The organism is Rhodococcus sp. 077-4, assembly GCF_047782425.1.
Taxonomy (GTDB): Bacteria; Actinomycetota; Actinomycetes; order Mycobacteriales; family Mycobacteriaceae; genus Rhodococcoides.
The window spans coordinates 215,661-240,450 of the sequence record NZ_JAJPWC010000003.1 but is presented as its reverse complement, the minus strand read 5'-3'; the positions used below and the strand labels follow the sequence as shown (position 1 = coordinate 240,450).

General features: G+C 65.1%; 23 protein-coding genes. 18 read left to right on the top strand and 5 right to left on the bottom strand.

The annotated features are described in order from the left end of the window. Positions 1 to 94: 94 nt before the first annotated feature. Positions 95 to 484, top strand: coding sequence for a winged helix-turn-helix transcriptional regulator (locus tag ACNEOT_RS17460; RefSeq protein ID WP_415975538.1), 390 nt, complete (start codon positions 95 to 97; stop codon positions 482 to 484). Here ACNEOT_RS17460 and ACNEOT_RS17455 read toward each other — a convergent pair. Then, the gene (locus tag ACNEOT_RS17455) at positions 481 to 1,119 is read right to left on the bottom strand and encodes an MBL fold metallo-hydrolase (RefSeq protein ID WP_415975536.1); all 639 of its coding nucleotides are present in this window, start codon (positions 1,117 to 1,119) and stop codon (positions 481 to 483) included. The two genes, ACNEOT_RS17460 and ACNEOT_RS17455, sit on opposite strands and share 4 nt — an antisense overlap. A gap of 100 nt (positions 1,120 to 1,219) precedes the next feature. Between ACNEOT_RS17455 and purS the strand changes: the two genes are divergently transcribed. The 4 genes from purS to ACNEOT_RS17435 all read left to right on the top strand — a co-directional run bounded on the left by purS (position 1,220) and on the right by ACNEOT_RS17435 (position 3,946). Next, the gene (gene purS / locus ACNEOT_RS17450) at positions 1,220 to 1,456 is read left to right on the top strand and encodes a phosphoribosylformylglycinamidine synthase subunit PurS (protein WP_415975535.1); all 237 of its coding nucleotides are present in this window, start codon (positions 1,220 to 1,222) and stop codon (positions 1,454 to 1,456) included. Continuing rightward, the gene (gene purQ, locus ACNEOT_RS17445) at positions 1,453 to 2,130 is read left to right on the top strand and encodes a phosphoribosylformylglycinamidine synthase subunit PurQ (protein ID WP_415975534.1); all 678 of its coding nucleotides are present in this window, start codon (positions 1,453 to 1,455) and stop codon (positions 2,128 to 2,130) included. Before purS ends, purQ begins: the two co-directional genes overlap by 4 nt. A gap of 36 nt (positions 2,131 to 2,166) precedes the next feature. Continuing rightward, complete coding sequence (locus tag ACNEOT_RS17440) at positions 2,167 to 2,517, top strand: VOC family protein (protein WP_415975532.1); 351 nt, start codon at positions 2,167 to 2,169, stop codon at positions 2,515 to 2,517. Positions 2,518 to 2,680: 163 nt separating this feature from the next. Continuing rightward, a complete protein-coding gene (locus ACNEOT_RS17435) occupies positions 2,681 to 3,946 on the top strand; it encodes a M18 family aminopeptidase (protein ID WP_415975531.1) in 1,266 nt (421 codons plus the stop codon). 310 nt (positions 3,947 to 4,256) lie between these two features. On the opposite strand, the gene ACNEOT_RS17430 is transcribed toward ACNEOT_RS17435, so the two are convergent. After that, entirely contained in the window at positions 4,257 to 5,021 is a 765-nt protein-coding gene (locus ACNEOT_RS17430; RefSeq protein ID WP_415975529.1) for a nucleoside phosphorylase, read from the bottom strand. A gap of 114 nt (positions 5,022 to 5,135) precedes the next feature. Here ACNEOT_RS17430 and purL point away from each other — a divergent pair, with 114 nt between their 5' ends. The 10 genes from purL (at position 5,136) to purM (ending at position 18,625) form a co-directional block, all read left to right on the top strand. Beyond that, positions 5,136 to 7,427 carry a phosphoribosylformylglycinamidine synthase subunit PurL gene (gene purL / locus ACNEOT_RS17425; RefSeq protein ID WP_415975527.1) on the top strand — a complete coding sequence of 764 codons (2,292 nt, stop codon included), beginning with the start codon at positions 5,136 to 5,138 and terminating at the stop codon, positions 7,425 to 7,427. 101 nt (positions 7,428 to 7,528) lie between these two features. After that, on the top strand, positions 7,529 to 9,256 hold the full coding sequence (locus ACNEOT_RS17420; protein WP_415976346.1) for an alpha/beta hydrolase: 1,728 nt from the start codon (positions 7,529 to 7,531) through the stop codon (positions 9,254 to 9,256). Next, positions 9,253 to 9,843: a CPBP family intramembrane glutamic endopeptidase gene (locus tag ACNEOT_RS17415; protein WP_415975525.1), complete on the top strand. Its 591-nt coding sequence runs from the start codon at positions 9,253 to 9,255 to the stop codon at positions 9,841 to 9,843. Before ACNEOT_RS17420 ends, ACNEOT_RS17415 begins: the two co-directional genes overlap by 4 nt. 2 nt (positions 9,844 to 9,845) lie before the next feature. Next, a complete protein-coding gene (locus ACNEOT_RS17410) occupies positions 9,846 to 10,232 on the top strand; it encodes a sterol carrier family protein (protein ID WP_415975523.1) in 387 nt (128 codons plus the stop codon). A gap of 127 nt (positions 10,233 to 10,359) precedes the next feature. Further along, entirely contained in the window at positions 10,360 to 11,940 is a 1,581-nt protein-coding gene (gene purF, locus ACNEOT_RS17405; protein WP_415975521.1) for an amidophosphoribosyltransferase, read from the top strand. Between the two features lie 141 nt (positions 11,941 to 12,081). Beyond that, positions 12,082 to 13,722 (top strand): ABC transporter substrate-binding protein, encoded by a 1,641-nt coding sequence (locus ACNEOT_RS17400; RefSeq protein ID WP_415976344.1) that lies wholly within the window; start codon positions 12,082 to 12,084, stop codon positions 13,720 to 13,722. Positions 13,723 to 13,827: 105 nt separating this feature from the next. Beyond that, positions 13,828 to 14,814 carry an ABC transporter permease gene (locus ACNEOT_RS17395; protein WP_371833921.1) on the top strand — a complete coding sequence of 329 codons (987 nt, stop codon included), beginning with the start codon at positions 13,828 to 13,830 and terminating at the stop codon, positions 14,812 to 14,814. Beyond that, positions 14,814 to 15,782: an ABC transporter permease gene (locus ACNEOT_RS17390; protein ID WP_415975519.1), complete on the top strand. Its 969-nt coding sequence runs from the start codon at positions 14,814 to 14,816 to the stop codon at positions 15,780 to 15,782. Before ACNEOT_RS17395 ends, ACNEOT_RS17390 begins: the two co-directional genes overlap by 1 nt. 8 nt (positions 15,783 to 15,790) lie before the next feature. Then, complete coding sequence (locus ACNEOT_RS17385) at positions 15,791 to 17,431, top strand: ABC transporter ATP-binding protein (protein WP_415975517.1); 1,641 nt, start codon at positions 15,791 to 15,793, stop codon at positions 17,429 to 17,431. A 93-nt stretch (positions 17,432 to 17,524) separates the two neighbouring features. Next, entirely contained in the window at positions 17,525 to 18,625 is a 1,101-nt protein-coding gene (purM, locus tag ACNEOT_RS17380) for a phosphoribosylformylglycinamidine cyclo-ligase (RefSeq protein ID WP_415976343.1), read from the top strand. Positions 18,626 to 18,713: 88 nt separating this feature from the next. Here purM and ACNEOT_RS17375 read toward each other — a convergent pair whose 3' ends face one another. The 3 genes from ACNEOT_RS17375 to ACNEOT_RS17365 form a co-directional block, all read right to left on the bottom strand. Next, positions 18,714 to 18,908 carry a DUF3073 domain-containing protein gene (locus ACNEOT_RS17375; RefSeq protein WP_008719426.1) on the bottom strand — a complete coding sequence of 65 codons (195 nt, stop codon included), beginning with the start codon at positions 18,906 to 18,908 and terminating at the stop codon, positions 18,714 to 18,716. A 248-nt stretch (positions 18,909 to 19,156) separates the two neighbouring features. Beyond that, a complete protein-coding gene (locus ACNEOT_RS17370; protein WP_415975515.1) occupies positions 19,157 to 19,795 on the bottom strand; it encodes an MOSC domain-containing protein in 639 nt (212 codons plus the stop codon). Beyond that, positions 19,792 to 20,922 carry a YgfZ/GcvT domain-containing protein gene (locus tag ACNEOT_RS17365; RefSeq protein WP_415975513.1) on the bottom strand — a complete coding sequence of 377 codons (1,131 nt, stop codon included), beginning with the start codon at positions 20,920 to 20,922 and terminating at the stop codon, positions 19,792 to 19,794. Before ACNEOT_RS17365 ends, ACNEOT_RS17370 begins: the two co-directional genes overlap by 4 nt. Positions 20,923 to 21,025: 103 nt before the next feature. On the opposite strand from ACNEOT_RS17365, the gene ACNEOT_RS17360 reads away from it, so the two are divergent. From ACNEOT_RS17360 to ACNEOT_RS17350, 3 genes are all read left to right on the top strand, one after another. Next, complete coding sequence (locus tag ACNEOT_RS17360; protein WP_415975511.1) at positions 21,026 to 22,324, top strand: dicarboxylate/amino acid:cation symporter; 1,299 nt, start codon at positions 21,026 to 21,028, stop codon at positions 22,322 to 22,324. 24 nt (positions 22,325 to 22,348) lie between these two features. Further along, positions 22,349 to 23,215, top strand: a complete 867-nt coding sequence (locus tag ACNEOT_RS17355) for an aminodeoxychorismate lyase (RefSeq protein ID WP_415975509.1) — start codon at positions 22,349 to 22,351, stop codon at positions 23,213 to 23,215. A gap of 108 nt (positions 23,216 to 23,323) precedes the next feature. Further along, positions 23,324 to 24,781, top strand: a complete 1,458-nt coding sequence (locus ACNEOT_RS17350) for a cytochrome ubiquinol oxidase subunit I (protein ID WP_415975508.1) — start codon at positions 23,324 to 23,326, stop codon at positions 24,779 to 24,781. Positions 24,782 to 24,790 lie beyond the last annotated feature (9 nt).

The window sequence follows — 24,790 nt, the reverse complement described above, 5'->3', positions numbered from 1 at the left end:
GTCGGTCATCTCCTGTGCCGGGAACATCAACGTGGCGACAGTGGCACCCGATAACCTGTTACCTCAACGTAACTGTCGCTGAGCTGGGGGAACGATGACTTCACCGGTGTGGAACGTCATGATCGAATCGTGCCCGTCGCGCAAGTCGCTGGCGCGAATCGCGAACAAGTGGACGGCCATGATCGTGATTGCGCTGGGAGACGGTCGTTTACGCTTCGGCAAGTTGCAGTCGGAAGTGGGCGGCATCAGCGGCAAGGTCCTGTCCGAGACCCTTCGCGACCTCGAACGTGACGGAATCGTCGCCAGGCACGTCCACGACGAGATCCCACCTCGGGTGGAATACGAGCTCACCGAGCTGGGACGTACCCTGCGAGACCCTCTGAACGTGCTGCGATTGTGGGCCGAGGCTCACGTGCACGAAGTCGATCGTGCGCGGGAGATGTACGACGCCCGTCAGGCGCCGGCGCTCGATACGGCACGCTAGATCGAGACGGACGATTCCTCGGGAAGCTCACGGATTTCGGCGTCGGACATGTCTTTGAAGCGGCCGTAGTAGATGCCCCTGGCCTGTTCCGCGACGACGGCCTGATGGATGGGGAATGCCATCCTCGGGGCCACTGCGCGCAAGAATTCGACGGTTTCGGACAGTTTCGACCACGGCGCGGCCGCGGGAAGCGCAAGCACCTCGACCTGCTGTTCTGGGACGAACAGCGAGTCGCCGGGGTGAAACAGCTGGCCTGGATTCTCCGGAGTGCCGAGCAGGTAGCCGGTGTTGTCGATCTCCGGCAATTCGGGATGGATGACGGCATGGGTGCCGCCCACTCCGGTGACCGTGATGCCGCCGACGGCGAAGGCCTTACCCGCCGGAGCCGCCGTCCACTGGCCGCCGAGTTGGCCCGCGGTCATCGGATCGGCGTGCAGTGCCGCTCGCGGATTCGCCTCGACGAGAGCGGGAAGTCGTTGCAGATCAACGTGATCGGGGTGCTGATGAGTGACGAGGATGGCGTCGAGTCCGGTGATCCCCTCGAACCCGTGGGAGAACGTGCCGGGATCGAACAACACGGTGGTGCCGTTGAGTTCGACGAGAACGCAGGAATGTCCGAAGTGAGTCAGCCGCATGGACTCCACAGTAAGCGCGGTTTCGCGCCTCCCGCCAGGGCTGCGTAGACTCCCACCTGCCGGTAACAGTCTTGCTGTACGTATTTCAAGGAGCGCTTTCGTGGCCCGAGTCGTTGTCGATGTCATGCCCAAGGCCGAGATTCTCGATCCGCAGGGTCAGGCGATCGCAGGAGCGCTCGGCCGTCTGGGCATCTCCGGCGTGTCCGACGTCCGCCAGGGCAAGCGTTTCGAGCTCGAGGTCGACGACTCTGTCGACGACGCAGAGCTGGAGAAGATCGCAGAATCCCTGCTCGCCAACACGGTGATCGAGGACTGGAAAGTGACCCGTATCTCATGATTGCACGCGTAGGGGTCATCACCTTCCCCGGAACTCTCGACGACGTCGACGCTTCCCGCGCCGTCACCCTCGCCGGTGGCGAGGCCGTCAGCCTGTGGCATGCCGACGCCGATCTGAAGAACGTCGACGCCATCGTCGTTCCCGGCGGATTCTCGTACGGCGACTACCTCCGGGCCGGCGCTATCGCGCGATTCGCCCCCGTGATGGAGTCCGTGGTGAAGGCCGCCGAAGGTGGCATGCCGATCCTGGGTATTTGCAACGGCTTCCAGGTGCTCTGCGAGGTGGGCCTGTTGCCCGGCGCGTTGACCCGCAACGAGGGTCTGCACTTCGTCTGCCGCGACCAGTGGCTGAAGGTGGAGAATTCCGACACCGCATGGTCGTCGCGATACGAAACCGGTGCCGAGATCCTGATCCCGGTCAAGAACGCCGAGGGCCGGTTCCAGGCTTCGGAGAACGTGCTCGACGAACTCGAAGGCGAAGGCCGCGTGGTGTTCCGCTACAGCGGAACCAACCCGAACGGATCGCAGCGCGGGATCGCCGGCATCTCCTCGGCGAACGGTCGGGTCGTCGGTCTGATGCCGCACCCCGAACACGCCACCGAGCCGCTGACCGGACCGAGCGACGACGGCTTGGGCATCTTCTATTCGGCACTGGACGCAATCGTCAACGCCTGACCGAAACCTGTCGGTGGTCGCGGTTACTGTGCCGTCATGACACTGACCTTGGGCATGATCACATTCGACAGCACCGATCCGGGGCCGCTCGCTCGCTGGTGGGCGGCGCAGGCTGACGGGACGATCGTGGAGGAGAACGACGGCTGGTTCTACGTCATCGAACTCGCCGCCGCGCCGTATCGAATGGCCTTTCAGAAAATCGACGACCCGACGCCCGGCAAGAATCGCGTCCACCTCGACATGACCACCGAGAATCTCGACGGTGAGGTCGCTCGTCTGATCGAGGCCGGTGCGACCCAAGTCGCGCAACACACCATGGGCGATTTCCGCTGGGTGACCCTGACCGATCCCGACGGCAACTCGTTCTGCGTGTCCGGGTCGCACTGAGCAGGGGATGCCCGCAACGCCTCGATCACCTTCATTCGGATGATTGCCAGTGTGGTTGCGTGACCTGCTCGTTGGCGTAGCGACGACTGAAATGTCATGAAGTTCGCTCGGGTCGGTGTGTGCTCTCGGTGCGTTCGACGCAGGGGCTGCCACAATGGTTCCCATGCCGTCCAACGCTTCTGCAACCGGTCTCTGCAACTTCGTCGACGTCTCGCCGTCCCCGTTCCACGTGTGCCGGACGGTGTCGGTGCAACTCGAGGAAGCCGGTTTCGTGCGTCTCGACGAAACCGCCGCCTGGCCGACGGAAGCGGGCCGCTACTACCTGATCCGCGGCGGATCACTCGTCGCGTGGAGCACCGAGAGTGACGGCCCCTTCCGTATCGTCGGTGGACACACCGACAGCCCGAACCTCCGCGTGAAGCAGCATCCCGATCTCGAATCGGCGGGCTGGCAGATGGTGGGTCTCGAACCGTACGGCGGTGCCTGGCTGAACTCGTGGCTCGATCGCGATCTGGGCATCTCCGGCCGGCTGAGCGTGCGCGACGGCAGCACGGTACGCGAGGTGCTGGTGAAGGTGGACGAGCCCATTCTGCGAGTTCCGCAGCTGGCGATCCACCTCTCCGAGGATCGCAAGGGCGTCACCCTCGATCCGCAGCGACACGTCAATGCCATTTGGGGCGTGGGCAATTCACCGCAGTCTTTCATCGCATACGTTGCCGAACGAGAAGGCGTCGACCCGCATTCGGTTCTCGGCTGGGAACTGATGACGCACGACCTGGCACCCAGCGCCGTCGTCGGTGTGGAGTCCGAGCTGGTCAGCGCGCCGCGTCTGGACAATCAAGGTACCTGCTACGCCGGAACTCAGGCTTTGCTTGCCGCAGTGGACAATCCGACCGGCGTCACTCCGGTGCTGGCGCTGTTCGATCACGAAGAGGTCGGCAGCATGTCCGACCGCGGTGCGTTCTCGGATCTGCTCAACACCGTACTCGAGCGCATCGTGCTCGGACGAGGCGGCGGCCGTGAGGAGTTCCTGCGTACGATGGCCGGATCTGTCTGTGCCTCAGGCGATATGGCGCACGCGACGCATCCCAACTACCCGGATCGACACGAGCCCGCGCACCGCATCGAACTCGGCGGGGGACCGGTGCTCAAGGTCAACCAGAACCTGCGTTACGCAACGGATTCCGCGGGTGCGGGTGCCTTCGCGCTCGCCTGCGATCAGGCCGGAGTCCCCTTGCAGCGCTACGTGCATCGCGCCGATCTGCCGTGCGGATCGACCATCGGACCCATCACCGCGTCGCGCACCGGCCTGTCGACGGTGGACGTCGGCGCAGCCCAGCTGGCCATGCACTCCTCGCGAGAGCTGATGGGAGCCGCGGACGTGAAGGCCTACGCCGACGCGCTCGCGGCATTCCTCGCCCCTGCCTGAGCTCGATCGGCGACCGGCAAACGCGCGCGCATTCGTCAGGTGCGCGCGGACTGGTGACCCGTTCGGGGTCTATTCCGCGCGCGTATGGCAAACGCGCGCGCGTTTGCGAGGTTCGGGGGTGAACGTCGAATCGAGGTGAACCTGGGGCCACGGCGCGCGAGATGAACCGGTGGGCAGCCGCAAACGCGCGCGCATTCGTCATGTGCGCGCGGATTCGTGCCGAGTCGGGGCACCAGTCCGCGCGCGTCTGGCAAACGCGCGCGCGTTTGCGGGGGGCAGGGGTGAGCGAGCGACCCGACCCCCCGAAGAACTAGACCGGGCTCAATTGCAGGCATGCGTCGGCTGCGAGCCAGAACAATTGCTCGCGCACCGTCGTTGCCTTGGTCCAGCCGCGGTGGTCCCAGTCGGCGGCCAGGGAGTCGCCGGCGTACAGCAGTTGCGCGAATCGCACTCCGCGGAATCGGGCCACGGCGCAGAAGGCAGAGGCTTCCATGTCGACCGTTCGGCAGCCTTCTTCGACGCGGCGGGAAACGCGGCCACGGGTCTCGCGGTAGAGCGCATCAGTCGTCCAGGAGCGACCGGTGACGAAGTCCACTCCGGCGTCGGTGAGCACCGACTGCAGCACGGCCACACCTGCCGGATCGGCGTCGACCACTCGGCCCGGCGGTAGGTAGTGGAACGAGGTGCCCTCGTCGCGGACGGCGCTGTCGACGACCATGACGTGTCCCATACCCAGGTCGTCCGACAATGCTCCCGCGCCGCCGACGGCCACGAACTGCGTGCATCCCATGGCGATGGCTTCTTCGAGGAACAGCGCAGCCAGCGGAGCGCCGACACCCGGATGGAAGACGGCGAGCTTCTCCCCGTTCCGCTCGATCTCGTAGACGGGGTGTTCGCCGTGCTCGGAGCGCATCACCGAGACGACTCTGGCATCGCCTTTCGCGCAGATGCTCTCGATGACCTCGGCGAAGAAGCAGACGACGGCTTTCGGCGGGACGTCGACTCCCTTGGCCACCATCGACGGGTCGATGACGCCCGTTTCGTCCAGATCGTCCTCGGTCAGTGCGATGTCCATCAGGTGATGTTCGCACGACCGAAGCGAGGACCCCGCACGACCGATGCCGTACATGTCCGTGGGTCCCGATAGACTCGCCCTGGCATTTCGCACCATCGAAGGGACCTATTCCTCGTGTCCGCTAGCTCTGTACCCACAGACACCGTGTCCAACGCCGTCGCCACCCCCGACGTTGCGCAGCCGTACAAAGAACTCGGACTCAAGGACGACGAATACGTCCGCATCAAGGAAATCCTCGGCCGTCGGCCCACCGACGCCGAATTGGCGATGTACTCCGTCATGTGGAGCGAGCACTGCTCGTACAAGTCCTCGAAGGTGCACCTGAAGTACTTCGGCGAGACCACCACCGACGAGATGCGCAAGCCGATGCTCGCTGGTATCGGTGAGAACGCGGGCGTCGTCGACGTCGGTGACGGCTGGGCTGTCACGTTCAAGGTCGAGAGCCACAATCACCCGTCGTACGTCGAGCCCTATCAGGGTGCGGCGACCGGCGTCGGCGGCATCGTCCGCGACATCATGGCCATGGGCGCTCGCCCGATCGCCGTCATGGACCAGCTGCGATTCGGTGCTGCGGATGCACCCGACACGCGCCGTGTCCTGAGCGGCATTGTCGCGGGTGTCGGCGGATACGGAAACTCCCTCGGCCTGCCGAACGTCGGTGGCGAAACAGTGTTCGACGCCTCCTACGCCGGTAACCCCCTGCTCAACGCGCTGTGTGCAGGTCTCATGCGGGTCGAGGACATGCACCTGGCCTTCGCGTCGGGTCTGGGCAACAAGATCATTCTGTTCGGCGCTCGAACCGGTCTCGACGGCATCGGCGGCGTCTCCGTGCTGGCCTCGGAGACCTTCGACGGTGATGAGACCGGCGGCGGCAGGAAGAAGCTCCCCGCCGTTCAGGTGGGCGATCCGTTCACCGAGAAGGTGCTCATCGAGGCCTGCCTCGAGCTCTACTCCAACAAGCTGGTCGTCGGCATCCAGGATCTCGGCGGTGCCGGGTTGTCCTGCGCCACTTCGGAACTCGCGTCTGCGGGCAGTGGCGGCATGCACATCGAGCTCGAGAAGGTGCCGATGCGTGCCACCGGCATGACGCCTGCCGAGGTGCTCTCGAGCGAATCCCAGGAGCGCATGTGCGCGGTGGTGACGCCCGAGAACGTCGACGCGTTCATGGCCGTCTGCCGCAAGTGGGATGTGCTCGCAACCGTCATCGGTGAGGTCACCGACGGCGACAATCTGCAGATCACCTGGCACGGCGACACGGTCGTCGACGTTCCGCCGAAGACGGTCGCGCACGAGGGGCCGGTGTACAACCGTCCCGTCCAGCGTCCCGCCACCCAGGACGATCTGGTCGCGAACACCACGGCATCACTGAAGCGTCCGGAAAACCCGGACGAGCTGAAGGCGACTCTGCTGAAGATGATCGGCTCGCCGCAGCTGTGCAGCCGCAAATTCATCACCGAGCAATACGACCGCTACGTCCGCGGCAACACCGTTCTCGCCGAGAACGCCGACGCCGGAGTGATCCGCATCGACGAGAAGACCGGTCGCGGAATCGCTTTGGCCACCGACGCGTCGGGTCGCTACACCGCACTCGACCCGTATCGGGGCGCGCAGCTCGCGTTGGCCGAGGCGTTCCGCAATGTCGCCGTCACCGGCTCGACGCCCAAAGCCGTCACCAACTGCCTCAACTTCGGCTCGCCCGAGGACCCCGGCGTCATGTGGCAGTTCCAGCAGGCCGTGCGCGGACTGGCGGACGGATGCGTCACCCTCGGCATCCCCGTGACCGGCGGCAACGTCAGCTTCTACAACCAGACCGGCGCCGAACCCATTTTGCCGACACCCGTCGTGGGCGTTCTCGGCGTCATCGACGACGTTCATCGCCGCATCCCCACCGGCCTCGGTCTCGAACCCGGTGAGACGCTGATCCTGCTCGGCGACACCTACGACGAGTTCGACGGGTCCATCTGGGCGCAGGTCGAGCACGATCACCTCGGCGGTGTACCGCCCAAGGTCGATCTCGCCCGCGAACAACTGCTGGCAGACATCTTGCTCTCGTCCTCGCGGGACGGGCTGGTCTCGGCGGCGCACGACCTGTCCGAGGGTGGCCTGGCGCAGGCCGTCGTCGAAGCTGCGCTGGCGGGCGAAACCGGTTGCCGCATCATCCTTCCCGAGGGTGCCGATCCGTTCGTGACATTGTTCTCCGAGTCCTCCGGCCGCGTGTTGGTGGCCGTGCCGCGCACCGAAGAAACTCGCTTCACCGGTATGTGCACCGCCCGCGGCCTGCCATGGGCGCGCGTCGGCGTCGTCGACGAGGGTTCGGATTCGATCGAAATTCAAGGGCAGTTCTCCGTGCCGATGGCGGAACTGCGCGAGACGTTCGAGAGCACCCTTCCCAGACTCTTCGGCTGACCGAGGTGGGGGGACACACATCCGTCGGTGAGAACGCAACGGGGCAGCGCCTGCTCGAGCCCGACGCACCGCTCGAGCAGGACCAGCACCACCGATACCACCTGCCGGCGGTCGAGTTCTCGGTCCCCTCACCGGAGAAGCATCCCTTCGTCATGTGGGCCTGGGGTCTGCTGCGCTTGGACTTCACCGGAATCGCGTTCAGCGCGTTGTTCTTCTGCTGGTCGTTGACTCCGTCTCTGCTCCCTCGCGGATGGCTGTTCCAGGGCATCATCGGTGGGATCAACTCGGCCATCGGGTACGCATTCGGTGTCGCGGTCGGCTGGGCGGTGACGCGGTGGTGGCTGGCCTCACGATCGTGGTGGCCGTTGCCCCGCAAGGTGGAACTCGCCCTGAAGGTCTCTGTGCCCGTCGTAGCGATCGCGGCGTCGATGATCATGCTGGCGATTTCGGCGGAATGGCAGCGTGAGCTCGCCGCCTTGATGGACGCGGAGGGCACCACCACCACCGGGTACTTCCGCACCGGAGCGCTCAGTCTTGCCATTGCGGCACTGCTCATCTCGGTGTGGCGCGTGTTGCGGGACTTCGTTCGCCTGCTCGCCCGCCAGATCAACCGCATCGTCAAGATGCCGCGCGAAGTAGCCAACGCGCTCGGGGTCGTCGTCCTCGTCGTGCTCGTCGTCGCGCTGGTTCAGGGTGTGCTGCTGCGCGCGGTCTCCGAGGTCACCAACTCCGTGTTCAGTCTGCAGAACGACGAAACCCGCGACGGCGCAGAGCAACCCGTCGCCGACGAGCGATCCGGCAGCCCGGATTCGTTGGCACCGTGGGACACCCTCGGATTCGAGGGCCGCAACTTCGTCTCCAGCGGTCTGAGCGCCGACGAGATGGAGCGGGCAACCGGCCGCCCCAGCCTCGAGCCGATCAGGGCCTACGCGGGCCTGGAAACTGCAGAGACCCAGGACGAGCGACTGGACATCGTCGTCACCGAACTCGAACGCACCGGCGCATTCCAACGCTCGGCTCTCGTCGTCGTCCCGACCACCGGAACCGGATGGGTCAATCCCACGGCCATCGAAGCCGAAGAGCTCATGTTCGACGGCGACGTCGCCACCGTCGCATCCCAGTACTCGTATCTACCGAGCTGGATTTCGTTCATCGCCGAGGGAGACAAGGCAGCGCAGGCAGGCAAAGCCCTGATCGACAAGGTGCACGACCGCTGGCTGCAGGAACCGGAGGCCACCCGGCCCAAGTTCTACGTCTACGGCGAGAGCCTGGGGACGCAGGCAGGAGAGGGCGCATTCAGTGGTCTGGCCGACATCAGGGCCACCGCCGACGGCGTCCTGTGGGTGGGTCCACCGAACAACAACCGCATCTGGAGTCAGTTCGTCAGCAGGCGCGACCCGGGAAGTCCCGAGGTTCGTCCGGTCTACTCGGAGGGTCTGACGGTCCGATTCGCCGACAACTCGTCGGGCATTCCGCCCGAGGATCAACCGTGGTACGCACCGCGAATCCTCTACGTCCAGCACGCGTCGGATCCGGTGGTCTGGTGGTCACCCGACCTACTCTTCGAGCGTCCCGACTGGTTGTCCGAGCCGCCGGGGCCGGACCGGTTGCCGAGTATGCGATGGTTCCCGGTCGTCACCTTCTGGCAGGTGGCTGCCGACCTGACCAACGCCGCGGGCGTCCCCGACGGACACGGCCACAATTACGGAACCCTCGTGCTCGACGGCTGGGTCGCCGTCGCCGCACCCGAGGGCTGGACCGACCGCGACACCGAACGAGTTCGCGGTGTCATGGAACAGTTCGCCGGCCGCGACGGTCCGGAGAAGTGAGAACCGCTCTGACAACCGGTCTTGCGACGACGGCGTGGAGTACCTGTCTCCTACCAGCGCTCGGCCTCGATCCCCGCGGCCGGGCGGTGGTCGATGCGTCGTTCGCGGCCGGGGTCGCTGCTTTCTCGGGACGAAGTGCCGAGCAGCTGGGCCTACGCAACGCCGCTGCCGGGCTGAAATGGGGCGCGGCCGCAGCGGCACTTCCCGTCCTCGGGTCCGCAGTCGTTGCTGCCGTACCCACATTGCGTCGACGCCTCAGGCCTGCCGAGGACGATCTCGCCGAATGGGTGCTGTTTCGAATTCCGGTGGGGACGGTGCTCACCGAGGAGCTGCTTTTCCGTGGTGTGCTCGATTCCGCGTCGCCCGTCCTGTCGCCGATCTTCTTCGGGCTCTGGCACATTAATCCGGCGCGCGCTGCAGGCGACACCGTGATCGGAACGGTGGTCGCGACAGCCGCGGCAGGCGTGGTGTTCTCGTGGCTGCGGTCCCGCAGCGGCAGTATGCTCGCCCCGGCGCTGCTGCACTATTTCCTCAACGCGAGCGGCGCTGTGCTGGCGCATCTCGCTGCGGACGACAGGAGTCGGTAGCAGTGCCACCACACAAGGAAGTCGGCCCCGCCGAGGTTCGCGACGCCGTCTTGGCCGTCGAGGACTGGATCAAGGGTGAGGCGGACAAGCCTGCGCGGGCGCAGATCGCCGCAGCGGTGCGCACCACCGCCAGAACTCTCGGCCAGAATGCGCCGGGGTCCTCGGTGGAGGTGCGGGTGCCGCCGTTCGTCGCGGTGCAGTGCATCGTGGGGCCACGCCACACTCGGGGAACTCCGCCCAACGTCGTCGAAACCGATGCGTTGACGTGGTTGCAGGTGGTCACGGGAATCCGCGATTTCGACGACGCTCTCGCCGACGGTTCGATCGATGCGTCCGGCAGCCGAGCGGCCGAAGTGGGCCGCTGGCTACCGCTGTTGTCCATCAGGTGACCGGTACGTATTCCGGCACCCGTTCAGGTGCTGGGAATCTCCCGTACACACGATGCGTTGACTGGGGCCATGTGCCCGTAGACTTGGGTACGGCCCCCCGCCCCGGACCCCCAAGGGAGCAATGCCCGTGACCAACGCCGATTTGTCGGTCGACAGTCCGAATCTTCTGCTAGGACCGAGTTCTTCAGCAGGACCGCCCATCGACGAACCGGAGAACGAGCCGCGCGAAGAGTGCGGAGTGTTCGGAGTATGGGCACCGGGCGAGGATGTGGCCAAGCTCTCTTACTACGGCCTCTATGCGCTGCAGCACCGAGGGCAGGAGGCCGCGGGCATCGCAGTGTCCGACGGCTCCCAGGTGTTGGTGTTCAAGGATCTCGGTCTCGTCAGCCAGGTGTTCGACGAGCAGACGCTCGGCGCGATGCCCGGGCACGTCGCCATCGGGCACTGCCGTTACTCCACCAGTGGTTCGGTCACGTGGGAGAACGCGCAGCCGATCTTCCGCACCACCACCGCCGGAACCGGGATTGCGCTCGGACACAACGGAAATCTCGTGAATTTCGCGGAACTCGCCACCAAGGCGCGCGAGGCAGGCCTGATCAGCGACCGGTTGCAGGGCAACGGCACTTCCGACTCCGACGTGGTCACCGCGTTGCTGGCCCACAAAGCTGCCGACTGCACCATCGAGCAGGCCGCGATGGAGTTGCTGCCGTTGCTCAAAGGTGCGTTCTGTCTGACCTTCATGGACGAGCACACTCTGTACGCGGCGCGCGATCCGCACGGGGTTCGCCCGTTGTGCCTCGGCCGCCTCGATCGCGGTTGGGTCGTTGCCAGCGAGACAGCGGCACTCGACATCGTCGGAGCCGCGTTCGTCCGCGACATCGAGCCCGGTGAATTGCTCGCGATCGACGCCGACGGTGTTCGGTCATCGCGGTTCGCCGCCCCCGAGCCCAAGGGCTGCGTGTTCGAGTACGTGTACCTCGCTCGGCCCGACAGCGTGATCGGTGGCCGATCGGTCAACTCCACCCGGGTCGAAATCGGACGACGCCTCGCGAAGGAGCATCCGGCCGAGGGCGATCTGGTGATTCCGGTGCCCGAGTCCGGTACGCCGGCGGCAATCGGCTTTGCCCAGGGCTCCGGTATTCCTTACGGCCAGGGGTTGATGAAGAACGCCTACGTGGGCCGCACATTCATTCAGCCGTCGCAGACCATTCGTCAGCTAGGTATCCGCCTCAAGCTCAACCCTCTCAAAGAGGTCATTCGGGGCAAAAGGCTGGTGGTGGTGGACGATTCGATCGTTCGCGGCAACACCCAGCGCGCTCTGATCAGGATGCTGCGCGAGGCCGGTGCGCTCGAGATCCACGTGCGCATTGCCTCCCCGCCGGTGCGGTGGCCCTGCTTCTACGGCATCGACTTCGCTTCTCCCGCAGAGCTGATCGCCAACGGCGTCGACTCGGAGGACGGGATTCTCGAAGGCGTCCGCCAGGCCATCGGTGCCGATTCGTTGGGGTACATCTCCATCGACGGCATGATCGCGGCCTCCGAGCAGCCCGAATCACGTTTGTGCGCAGCATGTTTCACCGGCAAGTACCCGATCGATCTGCCGGCCGACAATGCGCTCGGTAAGCACGTTCTCGAGGGTCTGTTGGCGTCGGCTGCCGGGCAGCCGGTGGACAACGACGCGAATGTGAGCGCTCTCAGCCGCCCTTGACCTGGTCTTTTGCTCGTGGGAACAGCAGGGTTTTCTGAATGCCACATATTGGAAACAGTCCGTCGGTACTGTCCTTTAGTTACATAGGACACACCGAATTGGATAGAGGCTCAGATGACCCTGTCGCCCGACGACGGACGCATGCAGCGCTACAGCGCCGCATCCAGAACAGCCGTACGCAAGCACGGTAAGAAGACCGCCGCAGTAGCCGCACTGTCGGTACTCGCGCTGACCGCCGCGGCCTGCGGCTCGGGACGCACCGACGCCGGAGGATCCGGCGACGGCGGCGGCGAGACCATCACGGTCGGCACCACCGACCAGGTCACCTCGCTCGACCCGGCCGGTTCGTACGACAACGGCTCGTTCATGGTGATGAACCAGACGTACCCCTTCCTGATGAACTTCGCACCCGGTAGCTCCGACCTCGAGCCCGATGCGGCGCAGAGCTGCGATTTCGCCGAGCCGACCGTCTACAAGTGCACGTTGAAGGACGACCTGAAGTTCGCGAACGGCAATCCGCTGACGAGCGAGAGCGTCAAGTTCTCGTTCGATCGCATCGTCGCGATCAACGATCCGAACGGGCCCGCGTCGCTGCTCACCAACCTCGACAGCATCGCGACACCGGACGAGAAGACGGTCGAATTCACCCTCAAAGCGGCCAACGATCAGACGTTCCCGCAGATTCTGGCCACTCCGGCAGGGCCGATCGTCGACCAGACGGTGTTCCCGGCGGACAAGGTTCTCGATGACGACGCCGTGGTGGCGGGCAAGCCGTTCGCAGGCCCGTACTCCATCTCGAGCTACGCCAAGAACTCGCTCGTCAGCTTTGCCGCCAACGGTGACTACAACGGCATCCTCGGCACCCCGAAGACGTCGTCGATCAACGTGAAGTACTACACCAGCTCGGACAACCTCAAGCTCGATGTGCAGAACAAGGCCATCGACGTGGCCTGGCGTTCGTTGACGCCGACCGATGTCGAGTCGTTGGGAACCGTCGACGGTCTGACGGTGCACGAGGGACCCGGCGGTGAATCGCGCTACATGGTCTTCAACATGAACACGATGCCCGGCAACACTCCTGAGCAGAAGTTGGCCGTACGCAAGGCAATTGCGGCCTCGGTCGATCGCAAGGCGCTCTCCGACGGTGTCTACAAGGGCACGTACACCCCGCTGTACTCCGTGGTCCCCACCGGTCTGGAGGGCTCCAACACGGCGTTCTCCGATGTCTACGGTGAGTCGCCGAACCGGGACGAGGCAGCCGGATTCCTCTCTGCCGCAGGCATGGCCACCCCGGTGCAGCTGAACCTGCAGTACAACCCGGACCACTACGGTTCGAGCTCGAGCGAGGAATACGCCGCGATCAAGAGCCAGCTCGACGCGACGGGCCTGTTCAACGTGAACCTGCAGTCCACCGAGTGGAGCACCTACACCAAGGAACGTGTCGCCGACGCGTACCCGGTGTATCAGCTGGGTTGGTTCCCGGACTACCCCGATGCCGACAACTACCTGACCCCCTTCTTCGCCCCGGACAATTTCCTGCAGTCGCATTTCGAGAGCCCGGAGATCACGGCGCTTCTCGATCGCGAACGTACGACGGCCGACGAGGGCGCCCGGATGCAGATCATCGAGCAGATCCAGACCGAGCTCGCGACGAATTACCTGCCGACGCTTCCGTTGTTGGAAGGCAAGCAGATCGCTGTCGCCACCGACTCGATCAGCGGTGTGGACGAGACCCTCGACGCCTCGTTCAAGTTCCGCTTCGTCACTCTCGCCAAGAGCTGACCAGTGTCCGCTACCGCGCAGACGCCGGTAGGGGAGAAGCCAGCGCAGCAGGCGAGCGCGCCGTCACGGTACGGTGCGCTCGCCCGCTATCTCGGGGTCAGGTTCTTGCTGATCATCCCGACTGCCTGGATTCTCGTCACCGTCGTCTTCTTTCTCATGCGCGTGATCGGCGATCCGATCACCGCTGCCCTCGGCGGGCGCCTACCCGCCGAACAGATTGCCCAGCGCAAGGCCGAGGCCGGGTACGACCGGCCGATCCTGACGCAGTACTGGGAGTACCTGACCGGCTTGTTGCGGGGCGACTTCGGCCGCTCTGCGACCGACAACCGAGCGATCAGCGACGTATTGCTCGTCAACGGCGCTGCCACCCTGGAATTGGCGTTCTGGGCACTGCTGGTCGCATTCGCGGTCGGCATCCCGCTCGGCTTCTTCGCCGCGACCCACCGTGATCGGTTCGGTGACGCCTCGCTGCGGATCTTCGCGATCCTGGCGTATGCAGCTCCGGTGTTCTTCGTCGGCATGTTGCTCAAGTTGCTGTTCGCCGTCAAGCTCGGCTGGCTACCGGTGGCCGGGCGAGCCAGTACCAATGTGGAACTGGCACTGCAGAACGTCTCGCCCAAGACCAACATTCTGATCGTCGATTCGTTCCTGTACGGAGAGTCGAGCTACACAGTCGACGTGCTCGAACATGCTGTGCTGCCGGCCCTTGCGCTGGGTCTGCTGACGGCCGGGGTGTTCCTGAGACTGGTGCGCGTCAACCTGATTCAGACACTGCAGGCACCGTTCGTCGATGCCGCTCGTGCTCGCGGTCTGAGCGAGGGCACGGTGACGCGGCGGCATGCGTTCCGCAACGCGATGATTCCTATCGTCACCGTCATCGGCCTGCAGATCGCCGTGCTGCTCGGCGGCGCGGTACTGACCGAGACGACCTTCGAGTGGCAGGGGCTGGGCTACGAGCTCGCTCGCTATCTGCAGGCTCGCGATTTCGTTGCGGTGCAGGGCATCGTGACGTTCCTGGCCGTGGTGGTCGCCGTCGTCAGCTTCGTGACCGACGCCATCGTGGCCCTCATCGACCCGAGAGTGAGGTTCTGATGAGCACCGAAGTCGTGCTGTCCGACGTCCCTCCCACCCGTCCACACCGTCGAGGATTTCCCGGCGTTGCCTTCGTGAAGTCCACCTCGGGACTGCAGCGTGTGACGCTGATTCTCGGATTGGCGCTGATGGTGGGGTTCGTCCTCGCCGCAGTGTTCGCGCCGATCCTCGCGCCGTACGGGTTCTCCCAGACCAGCGACGCCGGCACGGATTTCGCGCGCCAGGCAGCTCCGTCCGCGGAGCACTGGTTCGGTACCTCCGTACGCGGCGAGGACGTCTTCTCTCGCGTGATCTACGGCGCGAGAACAGCATTGATGGTGATCGCGTCGTCGCTGATTCTGTCGCTGATCATCGGTGTTCCGCTGGGGCTCGCCTCGGGCTACATCGGCCGCTGGTTCGACCGCGTGCTCGTGCTGTTCATGGACGCGATGTACGCATTCCCGTCCCTGCTTCTCGCCGTGGTCATCTCGATCGTCGTGGCGGGTGGACAGTCGTCGAGCTTCGGCGGTATCGCGTCCGCGGCCATCGCCATCACAGCGATCTTCGTGCCGCAGTACTTCCGCGTGGTACGCAACGCCACGGTTGCGGTCAAGACCGAACCGTATGTCGATGCCGCCCGGGTCACCGGGGCCGGAACTCCGCGAATCCTGTTCCGCCACATCCTCGCCAACGTGGTGCAGACGCTTCCGGTCATCATCACCCTCAACGGTGCCGAGGCCATCCTGACCCTCGCCGGGCTGGGATTCCTCGGCTTCGGCATCGAGCCCACCTCGGCCTCGGAGTGGGGATACGACATCAACAAGGCGCTGCCCGACATCTCCAACGGCATCTGGTGGACGTCGGTGTTCCCCGGTCTGGGCATCGTGCTGGTGGTGCTCGGCTTGACCATGGTCGGCGAAAGTGCAAGCGAGACACTCAATCCGCTGCTGCGTACCCGCAAGAAATTCAAGAAAGCGGTGAAGGTATGACGTCGAGTATGTCTCTTTCGAGAGAGAACACGGCGAAAGCGTCTGCGCTGTCTGTGCAATCGCTGTCCGTTACGTTTCTCACCGACGCCGGCCGAGTCGACGCCGTCACCGAGGTCTCCTTCGAGGTGTTCCCCGGCGAGGTGCTCGCCGTAGTGGGAGAGTCCGGATCGGGTAAGTCCGTCAGCGTCCGATCCGCCATCGGACTGCTACCCGACACCGCACGCGTCGAAGGACACGTGGTGCTCGGCGGTCAGGATGTGACAACGCTGAGCAACAAAGCGTGGGCGTCGTTGCGCGGCAACAAGATCTCGATGGTGTTCCAGGAGCCCGGCAGCGCACTGGACCCGCTGTTCACCATCGGGTATCAGATCGTCGAGGCGCTGCGAGCGCACACACGCGCTGACGGTAAACGGATGTCGGCCAAGGACGCCAAGGCGCGGGCCATCGAATTGTTGACGATGGTGGGCTTGCCCAGTCCCGAACAACGCTTCTCGTACTTTCCGCACGAGCTCTCGGGTGGCCAGAAGCAACGCGTCATGATCGCGATCGCCATCTCGTGCGAGGCGAAGGTCATCATCGCCGACGAGCCGACCACTGCCCTCGACGTCACGGTGCAGGCCGAAATCCTCGAACTGCTGCGCGATCTGAAGGACCGGCTCGGCTGCGCCATCGTGCTCATCACCCACAGCATGGGCGTCGTCTCGGATCTGGCCGACCGCGTGGTGGTGATGCAGAACGGTCGCGTCGTCGAGGAAGCTCCGGTGGCGCAGCTCTTCGATGCACCCGCGGACGACTACACCAAGAAGCTGTTGGCCGCGGTGCCCACTCTCGCCGCGGTGGAGTCCGACAAGACCGTCGACACCTCGGGTGAACCGGTACTCGACGTCTCGCATCTGGTGGTGCAGTTCTCCGGTGGCGTCGGCTCGCCTGCTTTCCGGGCGGTCGACGACGTCTCGCTCACCATTCACCGCGGCGAAACCCTCGGGCTGGTGGGCGAATCCGGCTCGGGTAAGTCGACGATCGGCAGATGTGTTGCGGCACTGCAGAAGCCGACCAGCGGCAGCGTGACGGTGATGGGACAGAACATCGCCGGCGTGAGCGAACGCAAGCTCAAGCCACTGCGCAAGCGATTCGGGTTCGTCTTCCAGGACCCGTCGGCGTCACTGAACCCACGCCTGACCGTCGGGCAGTGCGTTGCCGAGCCGATGATCGTGCACAAGTACGGCTCCAAGGACGCCATCGCCGCACGGACGACCGAACTGCTCGATGCCGTGCAACTGCCGTCGGGCACCGACAAGCGCTACCCACACGAGCTCTCCGGTGGGCAGCGACAACGAGTGAGTCTCGCGCGGGCACTGGTGCTCGGCCCCGATCTGGTGGTCGCGGACGAACCGACCAGCGCACTCGACGTCTCGGTGCAGGCTGCGGTGTTGGACCTGTTCGAGGCGCTGCAGCAGGAATTCGGCTTCGCGTGCCTGTTCATCAGCCACGACCTCGCGGTGGTCGACCGCGTTGCGCACCGTGTGGTGGTGCTGCGCAACGGGGGAATCGTCGAAGAGGGAACGCCGTGGAAGATTCTGCGATCCCCGGAGGCGGACTACACCAAGAAGCTGCTGGCGGCGATTCCCGGCAAGCGGCTGCACACGTGAGTTCTTCTCGTGACCGGGCACTCCGGTACCGTTAGGGCGCTATCTGCGTCCCTCACGGGCGCTGACATGAACGAGTACACAGGCTGGAGCCGAATGACCGAGGAATCCCAACCCACGAGCGCAACTCACTCGGCCGGTGCCTCCTACGCGGCGGCCGGAGTCGACATCGCCGCTGGAGACCGAGCAGTGCAACTGTTTGCGCCGCTGGCCAAGAAGGCCAGCAGGCCCGAGGTGATGGGCGGTCTCGGTGGTTTCGCCGGTCTCTTCGCGCTCAAGGGCGACTACCGCGAGCCCGTCCTGGCCGCCTCGACCGACGGCGTCGGCACCAAGGTGGCCGTGGCGCAGGCCCTCGGCAAGCACGACACCCTCGGCCTCGACCTGGTCGCGATGGTCGTCGACGATCTCGTCGTCTGCGGTGCCGAGCCACTGTTTCTGCAGGACTACATCGCCGTGGGCCGCGTCGTCCCCGAACAGGTGGCGGAGCTGGTCAAGGGCATCGCAGAAGGCTGCATCATCGCCGGCTGCGCACTGCTCGGTGGCGAGACGGCAGAACACCCGGGCCTGATGGCCGACGGCGATTACGACCTCTCGGCCACCGGCATCGGCGTCGTCGAGGCCGATTCGATCCTCGGACCCGAGCGGGTACGTCCCGGTGACGTCGTCATCGGCATGGGATCGTCGGGCCTGCACTCCAACGGCTACTCGCTGGCTCGCAAGGTGCTGCTCGAGATCAACCACATGGACCTCGGCGGACACGTCGAGGAGTTCGGCCGCACTCTCGGCGAGGAACTGCTCGAACCGACCAAGATCTACGCCAAGGACTGCCTCGCGCTCGCAGCCGAAACCGACGTGCGCACGTTCTGCCACGTCACCGGCGGCGGACTGGCCAACAACCTCTCGCGCGTCATGCCCGAGGGTCTCGTGGCCGAACTCGACCGCACCACCTGGAGCCCGGCTCCGATCTTCTCCTTGATCGCTCAGCGCGGACGCGTCGAGCGAGCCGAGATGGAGCAGACGTTCAACATGGGCGTCGGCATGGTGGCCATCGTGGCTCCCGAGGACGTCGACCGCGCGCTGGCCGTGCTGACCGCACGCCACATCGATTGCTGGACTCTGGGCACGGTCAAGAAGGCCAACGGCAAGGACGTCGCAGACGAGCGTGCGCTGCTGCTGGGTAACCACCCGCGGTTCTGAACGGCAGGGTTCTGATCGCCCGGGCGGTGATCGAACAAGTGAGGGGGAGCCGCATCGCGGCTCCCCCTCAGTCGTTCAGTGCACAGTACTAGCGTCGCCAGTCCTCGTACTCGTCTTCCTCGACTCGGGAATGCACATCCGAGTCAGAGTGGATGCCACGATGGGAGTTGGACGAACCACCGGAGAGTTCCTTCTGCAGACTCTCCAAGTCCGTTGTCGGCGAGCTGTACTTGAGCTCACGAGCGACCTTTGTCTGCTTTGCCTTAGCCCTGCCTCGGCCCATGGCGGTGCCCCCTCGCGGACTTGCGGGGCGGCCTGGGGAAATTTGGCGGCCCCGTTAGAGTTGGTATTTCTTCCTGGCACACACTCTAGCGCGCGAATCGCCGCGATGCGCATACGGCACCACGTGTTGGTGGCAGTCACGTGAACGCGACACGCCCGGGGAAGGGGTCGGCGCTGCCCGTACCTGCACATATCCGTGCACAGGCAAACTAACTTCGTCCTGCGACACGACAACCGACGTGCTGCGCGTCATGGCCTCCGAGAAGATTTCAGTGCTGCCGCCGCATCGCGGTACACCTTCGGTGCCAATCCCGGCGCGTCCAGCAGAGTCTGCATCGCGGCTGTATCCCTCCCCTCGAAGAGCGTCCGCACCGTCACCCCGTGCTCGGGAACCGACTCCACCGTCACCGCGTCACCGCTGCCGAAGACCCCCGGTTCGAGGACGCGGAGGTAGGCACCCACATCCCCGCGCGCCGTGAATCGGCGGATCCACCCGGACTCACCCATCCACCGCGCGAACGTCCCACAGGGTTTGCGGGCGATCGTCACTTCCATGGTCACGGTGCCGACCCGCCACCGCGAACCGATCACCGCGTCGGTCACCGGTACGCCGGTGGTGCGGAGGTTCTCCCCGAATCGTCCCGCAGGAACGGGCGACCCGAGCTGATCGGCCCAGTAGCTCGCCTCGTCCTCGTCGTAGGCGTAGACGGCCTGATCGAGTCCGCCGTGGAACTTGGTGTCCCGGCAGTGGTCTCCACCGATCCCGAGCTCGTGTACGTCCACCGGCCCGTCGACGGGCCGCTTGTCGATGCCGCTGTCGATCACCGTGCGGCGTCCGAACGGAACATCGGCGTGCACGACGCAGACTGCGAGGAGGGTCCCGGTCACCGGCCGCGCAGGCGGTCGACGGCAGCGCGGCCGGCCTGGACGTCGTCGTAGGACGGAATGGAATCGGGATCGATCGACGCGGCACACGGACCGGCATCGAGAGCAGTGTCGACCGGGATGGTCCGCTTGAGAAGTGCCAACGCTATCGGCCCGAGCTCGAAGTGATCGATCACGGTGCCCAGGCGTCCCACTGCACGTCCACCCGCGGTGACCGGATCGCCCGTGCTCGGGCGACCGTCGGCGGATCCGTCGAGATGCAGCAGCACCAGATGCCGCGGCGGACGACCGAGGTTGTGGACGCGCGAGACCGTCTCCTGCCCGCGGTAGCAACCCTTCTCCAGATGCACCGCGCCGAACTCCGCGGCGCTGCCGATCCAACGAACCTCGTGCGGGATGGTCTTCTCGTCGGTGTCGACGCCCACGCGCGGACGCAACGATTCCACCCGCAACGCGTCGAACGCCCAGGTTCCGGCCGGGGCGGCCCCGGCGTCGCGCAGTCGCAGGAACCAGTCGCTCAGGTTCGCGCGGGGGATCACCACGTCGTACGAATTCTGGCCCGGCCACGGCATCCGACGAACGAAACCGCCACCATCGATCGCCGACGCCCCGTAGATCTCGCCAGGGGCCGGCAGGCCTGCCTTCTCGAGTACGGCGACCGCGACGGATCCGAGGACGGTGAGAACGGCGAGTTCGTCGGCCTCACGGGGCTCGGCCTTGGCCCAGAACACCATCTTCTTCAGGAACGAGAGCAGATCCGGTCCGGCTGCTCGCTCGGTGTCGATGTACGTGACGCCTGCGAGGTCGGTCTGCACGAAGTGATGCTCGATGCGGCCGTTGACGTCCAGGCTCAGGTTCTCGGCCGAGCTGCCGTCGGCCAAGTCGGTCACGAATTGGCTCGAAATAGTGTTCAGCCAGCTCAGCCGCTCGTCTCCGCTGATGGCGAGCACGAAACGGTGGGACCGATCGATGACGGCGGCGCCGCTGACCGCGTCGCGTTGCTCGCCGAACGGATTGCCGTAGTGCCAGGCCACCCCGGCATCGACGCTGTCGTCGGGGGAGGGCACTGCGCCGGGGAGTGTCAGAAGTGGGCTCGGGCTGATCGTGACTGTGTCGGACACGTCTTCCATAGTAGGAGCCCGTCGGCTCGGCAATGCGATGACCGGTCCCTTTTACGCTCCCGAAACGGTGACGACACGGCGCTGCGACGATGCCGACCTACCGTCTCGACTCATGAAGAAACTGGCGCACCCGGCCGCGCAGATCGGCCTCGCCGCGATCGGCGGCATCGTATTCGGGTCGGTGGTCGGCGAGTGGGCCGCCGATCTGAAGTTCATCGGCGATCTGTTCATCCGCTTGATCCAGATGTCGATCGTGCCGCTGGTGATGGCGTCGGTCATCGTGGCCACCGGGTCGATGGCCGGTGCGGGCACCGGCAAGATCGCGTTCCGCACGTTCAAGTGGATGATCGGCTTCTCGGTAGTCGCTGCGGTGTTGGCCTGGGTGCTGAGCAGCATCCTCCAGCCGGGCGCGGGCATGGTGTTCACCCAGCAGCTCGATCCGTCGCTCGAGGAATCGGCGAGCAAGGCACTCGGTTGGCAGGACACGCTGCTCAACTTCGTCTCGACGAACGTCTTCAGTGCGATGTCGACCGCGACGATGGTGCCCATCATCGTGTTCTCGCTGCTCTTCGGCATCGCGCTGCGCAGTCACATCACCAAGACCGGGAACACCCAGGTGCTCTCGTTCATGGACCAGATTCAGCAGATCGTCCTGACGATGATCCGCCTCGTGATGGTCATCGCCCCGGTCGGTGTGTTCTGCCTGCTCGCCGCACTCGCAGGGGATGTCGGTTTCTCCGTGGTGTCCACCGCGCTGAGCTACCTCGGTACGACGCTGCTCGGGGTGTTGATTCTGTTCGCGCTCTTCGTCGTGGTCGTGACGATGCGAACCCGATTGAGCCCGTGGAAGCTGCCGAGCAAGCTCACCGAACAGACGGCCGTCGCGGTGACGACCACGAGTTCGGCGGTCACCTTCCCGACGGTGCTACGCAACACCGTCGAGAAGGTCGGAGTCAGTCAGAAGGTCGCGAACTTCACGCTGTCGATCGGGTTGACGATGGGCTCCTACGGTGCCGTGCTCAACTACATGATCGTGGTCATGTTCCTCGCTCAGGCAGGCAACATCGACCTGAGTCTCGGGCAGATCGTGCTGGGCATGGGCCTGGCGGTTCTGCTCAACATGGGCACCATCACCGTGCCCGGCGGGTTCCCGGTCGTCGCCATGTTCCTCGCGACCTCGCTGGACCTTCCCTTCGAGGCCGTCGGACTGCTCATCGCCGTGGACTGGTTCGCCGGGATCTTCCGTACCTTCCTCAACGTGAACGGCGACACGTTCGTCGCGATGCTCGTAGCCGACGCCGACGGCGAGATCGACCGCGATGTCTACAACGGCACCAAGGTCGTCGTCGCCGAGGAGATCGATCTCGACGAGTACAGCGAGGTCATGGACCGAGCAGATCGGGCCGACTGACCCCGCTGCTCTACAGTGACGGCCATGTCGGAGTCGGTAGTGGTGACGTTGGACGGCCGAGTTCACGACGCGAATCGGCCGTTGCTGTTCGCCGACGATCTGGCTGCCGTGCGCGGCGACGGGGTGTTCGAGACGCTGCTCGTGCGCGGCGGCGCAGCCTGTGCGGTCGAGCTGCATCTGGCCCGGCTGGTGGCGTCGGCGACGGCGCTCGACCTACCCCTACCCGATGTCGACCAGTGGCGTGCCGTCGTCGACCAGTCGGTCGGACTGTGGGCGCAGGGGTCCCAGGACGAGGCGGTACTTCGGTTGGTCCTCAGCCGAGGACGCGAGGGCGGTGGGGACCCGACGGCGTATGTGACGGTGGGGCCGCTTCCCGAGCGGGTGTCGGCTGCGCGCGCGGACGGAGTGTCGGTGATCACGCTCGACCGCGGTTACTCGGTGACCTTCTCCTCGGGTGCGCCGTGGCAACTCGCGGGGGCCAAGACGCTGTCGTATGCGACCAACATGGCCGCGCTACGGCACGCCGCCGCGCAGGGTGCCGACGATGTGATCTACCTCAGCACCGAGGGGCGGGTGCTCGAAGGTCCGCGTTCGACGGTGGTGCTCGCACGCGGTAAGACTCTCGTCACACCGTCGGTGGAACAGGGCATACTGGCCGGAACCACGGTCGCCGGGCTGTTCACCGTGGCCGAGGCCGCCGGTTGGGCCTGCGAACACGGACAGTTGTACCCGGCGGATCTCATTGCAGCAGATGGTGTTTGGCTGGTGTCCAGTGTCACTCTCGCGGCGCGGGTGACCACGATGAACGGCGTCCCGCTCGGTGTACCGACGGTCGGCGACGAGGTTCGCTCGATGGTGGATGTGGCCGTCGCGACAGGGGGAATCCAGTAGAAGCGTTCCATTACTACTACTTGTAGTAGTAGTCTCGAACTTGTCGCAGTCAGAGCCCTGACCTGCGGTGTTACCCGTCACAGCTCGGGTGAACAGTTCGGAGAAGCCATGGATGCATTGGATGTCTCGAGGTGGCAGTTCGGCATCACCACCGTCTACCACTTCATACTCGTTCCGCTCACGATCGGTCTCGCTCCGATGGTGGCCGCCATGCAGACGATGTGGGTGATCACCGGCAACGACTCCTGGTATCGCCTGACCAAGTTCTTCGGCAAGCTGTTCCTCATCAACTTCGCCCTCGGCGTCGCCACCGGAATCGTCCAGGAGTTCCAGTTCGGGATGAATTGGAGCGAGTACTCCCGCTTCGTCGGCGACGTGTTCGGCGCGCCCCTCGCACTCGAAGGTCTCGTCGCCTTCTTCCTCGAGTCCACGTTCCTCGGCCTGTGGATCTTCGGCTGGAGCAGACTCCCCAAACTCGTTCACCTGGCCACGATCTGGCTCGTGGCAATCGGCGTCAACGCCTCGGCATACTTCATCATCGCGGCCAATTCCTGGATGCAGCATCCTGTGGGCGCGATCTACAACGAAGAGACCGGACGCGCCGAACTGACCGACATCTGGGCTCTGCTCACCAACAACACGGCGCTGGCGGCATTTCCACACGCCGTGGCCGGAGCCTTCCTCACCGCCGCCACCTTCGTCGCCGGAATCTCCGGTTGGTGGATGGTTCGTGAGGCCCGCAAGAAGAAGGATGTGAACTCGCGCAGCATGTTTCGTCCTGCGGCCCGCATGTCCTTCGTCATCATGATCGCCGCAGGCGGTGCGCTGGCCATCACCGGCGACATCCAGGGCAAGCTCATGTTCGAGCAGCAGCCGATGAAGATGGCCTCGGCAGAATCGCTGTGCGACACGGAAACCGGAGCCAGCTTCTCGCTGCTGACCGTCGGAACCCACAACAACTGCGAATCCGTGGTGCACCTCATCTCGATTCCCGGCCTCACCTCGTTCCTGGCGGAGAACGACTTCGGTGCCACTGTGCAGGGTGTCAACCAGCTGCAGGAGCAGTACGAGCAGCAGTTCGGGCCGGGCAACTACAGGCCGAACCTCTTCGTCACCTACTGGGCATTCCGGATGATGATCGGACTCGCCGCAGGCTCGGCCCTGCTGGCCCTGGCCGGACTGTGGGTCACCCGAGGAGGCCGAGTACCCGACCAGAAGTGGTTCTCGTGGCTGAGCCTCGCGGCGATCCCGACACCGTTCCTGGCCAACAGTGCCGGTTGGATCTTCACCGAAATGGGCAGGCAGCCATGGGTCGTCGCACCCAACCTGTCCGGCGTCGACCGGATTCGGCTCACCGTCGACCAGGGCGTCTCGGATCACCCGGTCGGCCTCGTACTCGCCTCCCTGGTGACGTTCACCCTGCTCTACGCGGTACTGGGCGCAGTGTGGTTCTACCTGCTCCGCCGGTACGTCATCGAAGGACCTCTCGAACACGACGCGCACCCGCAGGTCGACCCACCGGACTCGGAAGACGATGAGCCGAAACAGCTCTCGTTCGCATACTAGGGGGTAGGC

Coding starts and splice junctions, on each gene's coding strand:
- ACNEOT_RS17460 (WP_415975538.1), top strand. CDS start 95: ATGACTTCACCGGTGTGGAACGTCATGATCGAATCGTGCCCGTCGCGC.
- ACNEOT_RS17455 (WP_415975536.1), bottom strand. CDS start 1,119: ATGCGGCTGACTCACTTCGGACATTCCTGCGTTCTCGTCGAACTCAAC.
- purQ (WP_415975534.1), top strand. CDS start 1,453: ATGATTGCACGCGTAGGGGTCATCACCTTCCCCGGAACTCTCGACGAC.
- ACNEOT_RS17440 (WP_415975532.1), top strand. CDS start 2,167: ATGACACTGACCTTGGGCATGATCACATTCGACAGCACCGATCCGGGG.
- ACNEOT_RS17435 (WP_415975531.1), top strand. CDS start 2,681: ATGCCGTCCAACGCTTCTGCAACCGGTCTCTGCAACTTCGTCGACGTC.
- ACNEOT_RS17430 (WP_415975529.1), bottom strand. CDS start 5,021: ATGGACATCGCACTGACCGAGGACGATCTGGACGAAACGGGCGTCATC.
- ACNEOT_RS17400 (WP_415976344.1), top strand. CDS start 12,082: ATGCAGCGCTACAGCGCCGCATCCAGAACAGCCGTACGCAAGCACGGT.
- ACNEOT_RS17390 (WP_415975519.1), top strand. CDS start 14,814: ATGAGCACCGAAGTCGTGCTGTCCGACGTCCCTCCCACCCGTCCACAC.
- ACNEOT_RS17385 (WP_415975517.1), top strand. CDS start 15,791: ATGTCTCTTTCGAGAGAGAACACGGCGAAAGCGTCTGCGCTGTCTGTG.
- purM (WP_415976343.1), top strand. CDS start 17,525: ATGACCGAGGAATCCCAACCCACGAGCGCAACTCACTCGGCCGGTGCC.
- ACNEOT_RS17375 (WP_008719426.1), bottom strand. CDS start 18,908: ATGGGCCGAGGCAGGGCTAAGGCAAAGCAGACAAAGGTCGCTCGTGAG.
- ACNEOT_RS17365 (WP_415975513.1), bottom strand. CDS start 20,922: ATGGAAGACGTGTCCGACACAGTCACGATCAGCCCGAGCCCACTTCTG.
- ACNEOT_RS17360 (WP_415975511.1), top strand. CDS start 21,026: ATGAAGAAACTGGCGCACCCGGCCGCGCAGATCGGCCTCGCCGCGATC.
- ACNEOT_RS17355 (WP_415975509.1), top strand. CDS start 22,349: ATGTCGGAGTCGGTAGTGGTGACGTTGGACGGCCGAGTTCACGACGCG.
- ACNEOT_RS17350 (WP_415975508.1), top strand. CDS start 23,324: ATGGATGCATTGGATGTCTCGAGGTGGCAGTTCGGCATCACCACCGTC.